The 6,560-nt window shown below is 69.5% G+C and carries 6 protein-coding genes and 1 pseudogene; 3 read left to right on the top strand and 4 right to left on the bottom strand.

The window, feature by feature from the left end:
- The first annotated feature begins 130 nt into the window (after positions 1–130).
- A complete protein-coding gene (gene istA, locus IE98_RS0141115) occupies positions 131–1,612 on the top strand; it encodes an IS21 family transposase (protein WP_030277799.1) in 1,482 nt (493 codons plus the stop codon).
- A 6-nt stretch (positions 1,613–1,618) separates the two neighbouring features.
- Here istA and IE98_RS0141110 read toward each other — a convergent pair whose 3' ends face one another.
- Complete coding sequence (locus tag IE98_RS0141110) at positions 1,619–1,888, bottom strand: hypothetical protein (protein ID WP_030277798.1); 270 nt, start codon at positions 1,886–1,888, stop codon at positions 1,619–1,621.
- Between the two features lie 136 nt (positions 1,889–2,024).
- On the opposite strand from IE98_RS0141110, the gene IE98_RS0141105 reads away from it, so the two are divergent.
- Positions 2,025–2,801: an ATP-binding protein gene (locus IE98_RS0141105; protein WP_324605853.1), complete on the top strand. Its 777-nt coding sequence runs from the start codon at positions 2,025–2,027 to the stop codon at positions 2,799–2,801.
- A gap of 338 nt (positions 2,802–3,139) precedes the next feature.
- Here IE98_RS0141105 and IE98_RS0141100 read toward each other — a convergent pair whose 3' ends face one another.
- Genes IE98_RS0141100 through IE98_RS0141090 form a run of 3 tightly spaced genes read right to left on the bottom strand, consistent with a single transcriptional unit; the run spans position 3,140 to position 6,171 of the window.
- Positions 3,140–4,777: a tyrosine-type recombinase/integrase gene (locus IE98_RS0141100; protein WP_030277796.1), complete on the bottom strand. Its 1,638-nt coding sequence runs from the start codon at positions 4,775–4,777 to the stop codon at positions 3,140–3,142.
- A 15-nt stretch (positions 4,778–4,792) separates the two neighbouring features.
- Positions 4,793–5,110 carry a helix-turn-helix domain-containing protein gene (locus IE98_RS0141095; protein ID WP_030277795.1) on the bottom strand — a complete coding sequence of 106 codons (318 nt, stop codon included), beginning with the start codon at positions 5,108–5,110 and terminating at the stop codon, positions 4,793–4,795.
- Positions 5,107–6,171 (bottom strand): tyrosine-type recombinase/integrase, encoded by a 1,065-nt coding sequence (locus tag IE98_RS0141090; protein WP_030277793.1) that lies wholly within the window; start codon positions 6,169–6,171, stop codon positions 5,107–5,109. Before IE98_RS0141090 ends, IE98_RS0141095 begins: the two co-directional genes overlap by 4 nt.
- A 139-nt stretch (positions 6,172–6,310) precedes the next feature.
- On the opposite strand from IE98_RS0141090, the pseudogene IE98_RS47525 reads away from it, so the two are divergent.
- Positions 6,311–6,460 (top strand): annotated as a pseudogene (locus tag IE98_RS47525) (ATP-binding protein); the annotation flags it as partial.
- Positions 6,461–6,560: the final 100 nt, after the last annotated feature.

Raw genomic sequence — 6,560 nt, 5'->3', positions numbered from 1 at the left:
TGTCAGCGGACACGGCAGACTCCCCGCTGGCGGTCAGTTGGCCTCCCCGCTGGTGGACATGAAATCTCCCCGGTGACGGACAGCTGATCTCCCCGCAGACCCACCAAGCCCATCACGCACAGTGGGCATGGTGAAGAGCGATGAGGAGATCATGGAGATTCTTGAGGCGTACGACCTCACCGAGAGTTACCGGAAGGCGGCCGAGCTGGCCGGCTGTGACCACCACACCGTGCGGCGCTATGTGCAGCTGCGCGGGCAGGGGGTCGACCCGACCGAGCGGGCGGTGCGGTCGAAGCTGATCGACGACTTCCTGCCGAAGGTCGAGGAATTGGTCGAGCGGTCCCGCGGCCGGGTCGGTGCCGACGCTGTTCACAAGAAGATCGCCGCGATGGGCTTCACCGGCACCGATCGCACCACCCGGCGGGCCGTCGCGGCGGCGAAGGAGTCCTATCGGGCCGGGAACCGCAGGGTCTTCCGGCCGTGGATACCCGAGCCGGCGATGTGGCTGCAGTGGGACTGGGGCGAAGGCCCGCGCATCGACGGCAGACGCACCAGCCTGTGGTGCGCGTGGCTGGCCTGGTCGAGGTTCCGGGTAGTCATCCCGGTGCTCGACAAGACCCTGCCGACCGTCGCGGCCTGCCTGGACGCGACGTTCCGCACGCTGGGCGGCGTCCCGACCTACTGCCTGACCGACAACGAGAAGACCATCACGGTCGAGCACGTGGCCCGGATCGCGGTCCGCAACCCCGAGCTGGTGCCGATCGCCCGCTACTACGGCACGGTCGTCCGCTCGTGCATGCCAGCCGACCCGGCATCGAAGGGCGGGACGGAGGCGACGGTGAGGATCGCCAAGCGGGACCTGGTCCCCACCGCGGTCAACCTCCGCCCCGACTACGGCGACTTCGCCGAACTGCAGCAGGCCTGCGCGGACTTCATGAGCGAGGTGAACGGCCGGATCCACCGCGAGACCCGCCGGATCCCGGCCGAGCTGCTGGCCGAGGAGCGGCTGCGGCTGCACCCGGTGCCCGAGCAGCCGTTCACCGCCGCGTTCGGCGAGACCCGCCGGGTCGGCAAGGACTCCACAATCTCGGTCGAGTCGGTCCGCTACTCGGTCCCGCACGAGCTCGTCGACGAGCGGGTCTGGGTCCGCTTCCACGGCGACGAGCTGATCGTCACCGCGATGGCCGCGGGCAGCGCGGTCGAAGTCGCCCGCCACCTCCGCTCCGCACCGGGCAGCCCGCGGATCGCCGACGAGCACTACCCCGACGCCCCGCGCGGCGAGCGCACACCGAAGCCGACGAACCCGGCCGAGGCCCAGTTCCTGGCGATCGGCCCCGGGGCGGCGGCCTGGCTGGTCGAGGCCGCGGCGACCGGTGTCCGCCGGATCAGGGCGAAGATGGCCGACGCGGTCGCGCTCGCCAAGCTCCACGGAACCGCCGACGTCGACCGCGCTCTTGGCACCGCGGCGACGGTCGGCCGGTTCGCCGAGGGCGACCTGCTGTCGATCCTCGGCCACCAGGGTGAGCACGACCGCAGCGAGCCGATCCGCCGCAGCGAGGACCACAGCCTGCAGCCGGGCACCTCCGCCTGGTCAGGCTTCGGCTCGGCCTGAACCCTCCTACTCCTCGACCTGGCCGCTGGCGAAGGGGAAGTTCTCCAGGAACTCCCGCCGGCCCGGGTCCTGCTCGGCCTCGGCCAGGTCGGCAAGCACGGTCAGGAACCGCTCGCGCTGGTCCTGAGGCAACTGCCCGAGCACCCAGCTCACGCTCTCCATCATCTTCACCGCGGAGTCGGGGTCGACCTCGTCGTCCTCGCAGCTGTCGAGGAACCGGACGACGTCGACGACGAGTCCGGCAAGGACGGGCACCAGCGGGTCCGTGTCAGTCATCCGGGCAACCTATCCGACGCCCATGACAGCAAACCCACCACCTCGGCCGGCGGGCACTCGACGTCGGCCCCGACCTGGAAAGAGCACCTGCTTCATGAACGACAGTCCTGCCCAAGCAGCCGCGACGCGGCCGCGCATGCAAGCACCCGCCTCCGCGGTCGCCGCGACGTCCGGCGCCGCGTTCGACGAGGCGATCGCGCTGACCCGCAGGTTGAAGCTGCCGCACATCCGCCGGGCGATGGCCGAGATCATCCCGACCGCGAAGGCCCAGCGATGGGATCCCGCCGAGATCGTGCGGGCCCTGCTCGCGGAGGAGGCCGCCGGCCGCGACGCCGCCAACCTCCGCACCCGTCGAACCCGCGCGGCGTTCCCGACCGGCAAGACCTTCCACATCTGGAACGAGGAAGCGTCGTCGATCCCGGTCCCCACGCAGTCGGCGCTGCGGACCCTGGAATGGGTCGGGCGGCGCGAGAACCTCTGCGTCGTCGGACCCTCCGGCACGGGAAAGTCGCACTTCAGCGAGGCACTCGGCCAGTCGGCGGTCGACGCCGGGATGACCGTCGCCTGGTTCACCATCGAGGACCTCGGGGCCCTGATCCGCCGTCACCGCGTCGACGACTCCGTCTCGAAGGCGATCTCCCGGATCACCCGAACCGATTTGATCATCGTTGACGACATCGGGCTCCTCCCGGTCTCGCCGGACGCCGCCGAAGGCTTCTACCGTCTGGTCGATGCCGCTTACGAACGGCGGAGTCTGGCGGTCAGTAGCAACCTTCATCCGTCCAAAGCGCACATGTTCCGGCGAACCCGTGCCAGGCGGCGCCGAAACTTCACGGGTTCAAGCGGAGGGAGAGATGGCTGTGGTTACCGCGTCCGGGATCAGCGCGATCAACTGTTGAGACCAGCAGTCTGACTGCTGGGTTGCGACCTCGGCTCCGCAGGCATCGCAGACGAGGTTGGGGCCGTCCAGTCCGTCGAGTCCGCAGCATCCGTTGAGACGCCCACGGTCAGGGTGTCTGGCCGCCCCCGATATGTCGTCCGGGTTGAGCACGAACACGCCAGTGTGAGGGCTGACTGCATACGACCCGCGCGGCATCAGCGGAGGCAGAAACCTCTGTCCCGGGGCTTCCTCCGTCACCGGAGGCGGCATCGGCACTTCGCGAAGATCGGGGCTGATTCGCTGCTGACAGGCACTGCAGGAGAAGACGGTCATGGCCGCAATTCTGCGTCAGCCTTCGGTGCTGTCTCTCGTCATTTCCGGCTCGACTCCGAGGGTGGAAGTCGGCCCTCGTCGATGTGGTCGGCGAGATAGATCAGGGCAGCTTGAGGGTCCATACCGAAGGCGGCGGCGACGAGCTTGGGATCCAGGGTGTTGACGAGCTCGACCAGGCGGGTGCCGCGGATCATCCGGGGCGGATAACCGCAGTCGTCAAGGACGTGGGAGAGGTATGCGGTTGACGCCGGGCTCCGGCCGACCTTCGTTCCCTTGGTGACCATGACGTGGGGGTTCTGCGTCGTCCATCCGGCCCGGTGAGCAAGGCATCGTTGCAGCACTGCCCAGGATGCAGGGTCGAGCGGCACCGGGTGCGGCCGTTTGCCGAGCCGGACCGTTCGCGCGGCCGCGTCGATGTCGCTGACCTGCAGCATGCGGACCTCCGCGCTGGATGCGCCGTGCAGGAGGGCGAGCATCCCGAGCAGGGCTTCGTGGGGATGGACCGCGTTGTCGCACGTCCAGCGACGGAACAGGTCACGCTGCTGGTCGAGGGTGAGGGTCCGGCCTCGGTATCCGTTCGCCTCCTTCGCGGCCAGCCCGCGGGTTGGATCGACGAGGACCAGGTGCTGCGCGCGGGCGAAGCCGAAGAACTGCCGCAGCACGGTCAGCCGGCGCTTGCGGCCGTTGGGCAGGGTGGCCAGGAAGGCCTCGACGTCATGGACGTCGACCAGAGCCCAGTCGCCCTTGCCGCGCTGATCTGCGAGGAAGACCGCCAGGTCGCGCATGGTGGCGAGGGCGGCCTCCAGGGTGAGGTTGCTGCGGGGGCGGGTACCGGCTCGGCGGGCCCGGTCCTGGGCCCGCATCCGGGAGGTGTCGAAGGCGGCGACAGCTGGTCGGAGGGGTTCGGGGACGGCGTTGACGCGGCGCTTGCGCCGTCCGGCAGCGAGTCGCTCGGCCTGGTCGGTGGGAAGGGCCAGGCCATGGGTGGTGAAGAAGTCCTCCAAGGTGCGGGCGAAGGTGCCCATGGACCGCCCCGGTCGGCGGGACCTCTCCAGCAGAGCCTGGGGCGAGTTCGAGTGGCCGTCCTCCAGGAGTCGGCCCAGCTCGGTGATGAAGTTGCAGGCCCGGCCAACGCAGTGGCGGGCAGCGACATGGGAGACGAACTCGTGCAGCCAACGCGGTGGGTCGGCGAGCCGGTCACGCAGGTTCTCGCCACGGATGAACGGCCGTCCGGGGTGTCGTTGCCAGCACGGTGAGCACAGTCCCAGCCCGGCATGGCGACGCAGTTCGCCGCACTCGCGACATGCCCGTGGTGGCTGTTTCTGCAGCCGGGGTCTGGAGCACGACCCGCACCAGCCGGTCGCCTCTCGCAGAATCCCGGGCCTGCCGCAGCGCGGACAGAGCGTCTTCGCGGCTTCGCGCTCTGCGAGCACGCGGCAGCCCCGGCACAGACGGGTGCCGGCGACACGGACCGGGTGGCCGCACCGTTCGCAGACGCGCGAGCAGATGATGCACCGTCCGGTGTCCGCTTCCAGGACTCGGTCCTTCCCGCAGGCCGGGCAGATCTGCTTCGCGGCCTGTTCCTTCAGCGACCGCCAGCACAGGCAGCAGTGCTGGCGGTCGAGATAGCCGACGGGGGCGCCGCAGGTGACGCAGTCCCTTTGCTTCTTGCCCATCGTGAAGTCCGCAGGTCACAGGGGTGGCATCGACCGGCCCCTAGCAGACGCCGCGGCCTTGGGCTGGGCGGCTGCCAGGTGAGGCGGGGTCACCGGCCGCTCGAGCGGGGTGGTGTCGACCTCGATCAGGTCATTCGGGGTGCACTCCAGCGCGGTGCACAACGCGGCGAGCGTCGACATCTTCACCTGCGAGGGTTCCTTGGTGAACAGTGCGGACACCGACGCCGAGGACATCTCCAGGCCGGCCTTCTCGGCCAGCAGCCGCCGCAGCTCTGTCCCGGTCCAGACCTCACGCTGGGCCGCGGCCATCCGCAGCCGCCAGCGGATCTTCATGCGGTGGTGTCCTTCCCTGTCAGCTCGGCCAACGTGGCGGCGACCGCCCGCTGATAGGCGTCCTCGATGAACGTCGCGGAAGGCCGGACATAGCGCATGGTCGAGCTGACCGTCCAGTGACCGAGCATCTGCTGGATGGCCACCAGGTCGACGCCGCGCTCGTAGTTGTGGGTCGCGCAGGCCCGCCGCAGGGCATGCGGGCTGAACCGCTCGGCCGGCGGCCTGCCTTCGAGGTCCATGAGATAGCGCAGCCGGTTGCGGATCGTCCCGCGGTGCAAAGGGCCGCCGGACTCGTCCGCGAAGAGCACCGACGAGTCGGGGAACTTGCCTCGCACGTCCTCCAGGAACCATCGCAGCACCAGGTCCAGGCCATCGAGCATCGGAACCCAGCGGGGCCGAGGCCCGGAGGTGTGGGCGCCCTTGCCGAACCGGACGTGGAGTTTGCCGAACGGTCCGCGGGTGAAGTGCAGGTCCGGCCTCTCCAGCAGCGAGGCCTCCTCCGAGCGGAGCCCGGCGTGATACAGCGTCCGGAACAGCGCGTAGTCACGGGCGGCAGGGCCGTACTTCCTCGCGGTCGCGATCCGCTGCTTCATAAAGTCGAAGAACTCGACCACCCGCTCCGGGGTCGGTGGCGGCAGCAGGGCCGGGGAGTCGTCACCGACATGCCGGGAAGCGTTGAACTCATCGACCGGGCACACCAGTCGGACCCCGAACGCGGCCTCGATCTCTGCGGCCTTGCGGGCCTGCAGGAACCGATGGAACCCCTTGAAGATCTGCACATACTCGCGGCGCGTCGAGGTCGCCCGACCCTTGACCGCGAGATCGCCGACGACGCGGTCGATGTCCTCGGGCGTCACATCCCACGCCGGCCGCCCCAGGGCGGCGAGCGTCCGCTCCAGCAGGCCGATGTCGTTCTCGACGGTCACCGGGCTGAAGCCGCGGGCCCGCCAGGAAGCGACGAAGGCGTCCACGCACGCCGCCTGGAAGAGCCAGGGGTCCGTGACCAGCGGCCCCTGCGGCACACCACCGCCCGCGATGACCTGCAATCTCGCCTCGGCCACCGGCACACCTTCCTCGCGCCTGAACTCTCAAGGCAGCGCCTGGAAAACCTGAGCACCACCACGAGAACCAACGAGGACCGCAGGAGGAGGAAACGGCCAGGTGGCAGCGGCAACTCCCGCGAGGGAACAAGTGCCAGCCCCAGATGGATTCGACGAGATCATGCCCAAGACCCTCGCCACCGCGACCGTCGACCGGCTCCTGCACCACGCCCACGTCGTCGTCACGCAGGGCGACAGCCACCGCCTCGCCGAGGCGACCACCGGACGAGGCGTCGTCCCGCTCGGCTGACCCAGAAGCGGGGAGATCAACTGTCCACCGGGGACTTTCCACGTCCGCCAGTGGGGAGATCAACTGTCCGCGAGCGGGGAACTCCTACTGTCCCTTGACA

This window comes from Streptomyces sp. NRRL B-24484, from assembly GCF_000717715.1.
In the GTDB taxonomy this organism is placed as follows: Bacteria; Actinomycetota; Actinomycetes; order Streptomycetales; family Streptomycetaceae; genus Kitasatospora.
The sequence above is the reverse complement of the archived record's forward strand: the minus strand, read 5'-3'. Positions and strand labels throughout refer to the sequence as shown.

Coding starts and splice junctions, on each gene's coding strand:
- IE98_RS0141105 (WP_324605853.1), top strand. CDS start 2,025: ATGCAAGCACCCGCCTCCGCGGTCGCCGCGACGTCCGGCGCCGCGTTC.
- IE98_RS0141095 (WP_030277795.1), bottom strand. CDS start 5,110: ATGAAGATCCGCTGGCGGCTGCGGATGGCCGCGGCCCAGCGTGAGGTC.
- IE98_RS0141100 (WP_030277796.1), bottom strand. CDS start 4,777: ATGGGCAAGAAGCAAAGGGACTGCGTCACCTGCGGCGCCCCCGTCGGC.
- IE98_RS0141110 (WP_030277798.1), bottom strand. CDS start 1,888: ATGACTGACACGGACCCGCTGGTGCCCGTCCTTGCCGGACTCGTCGTC.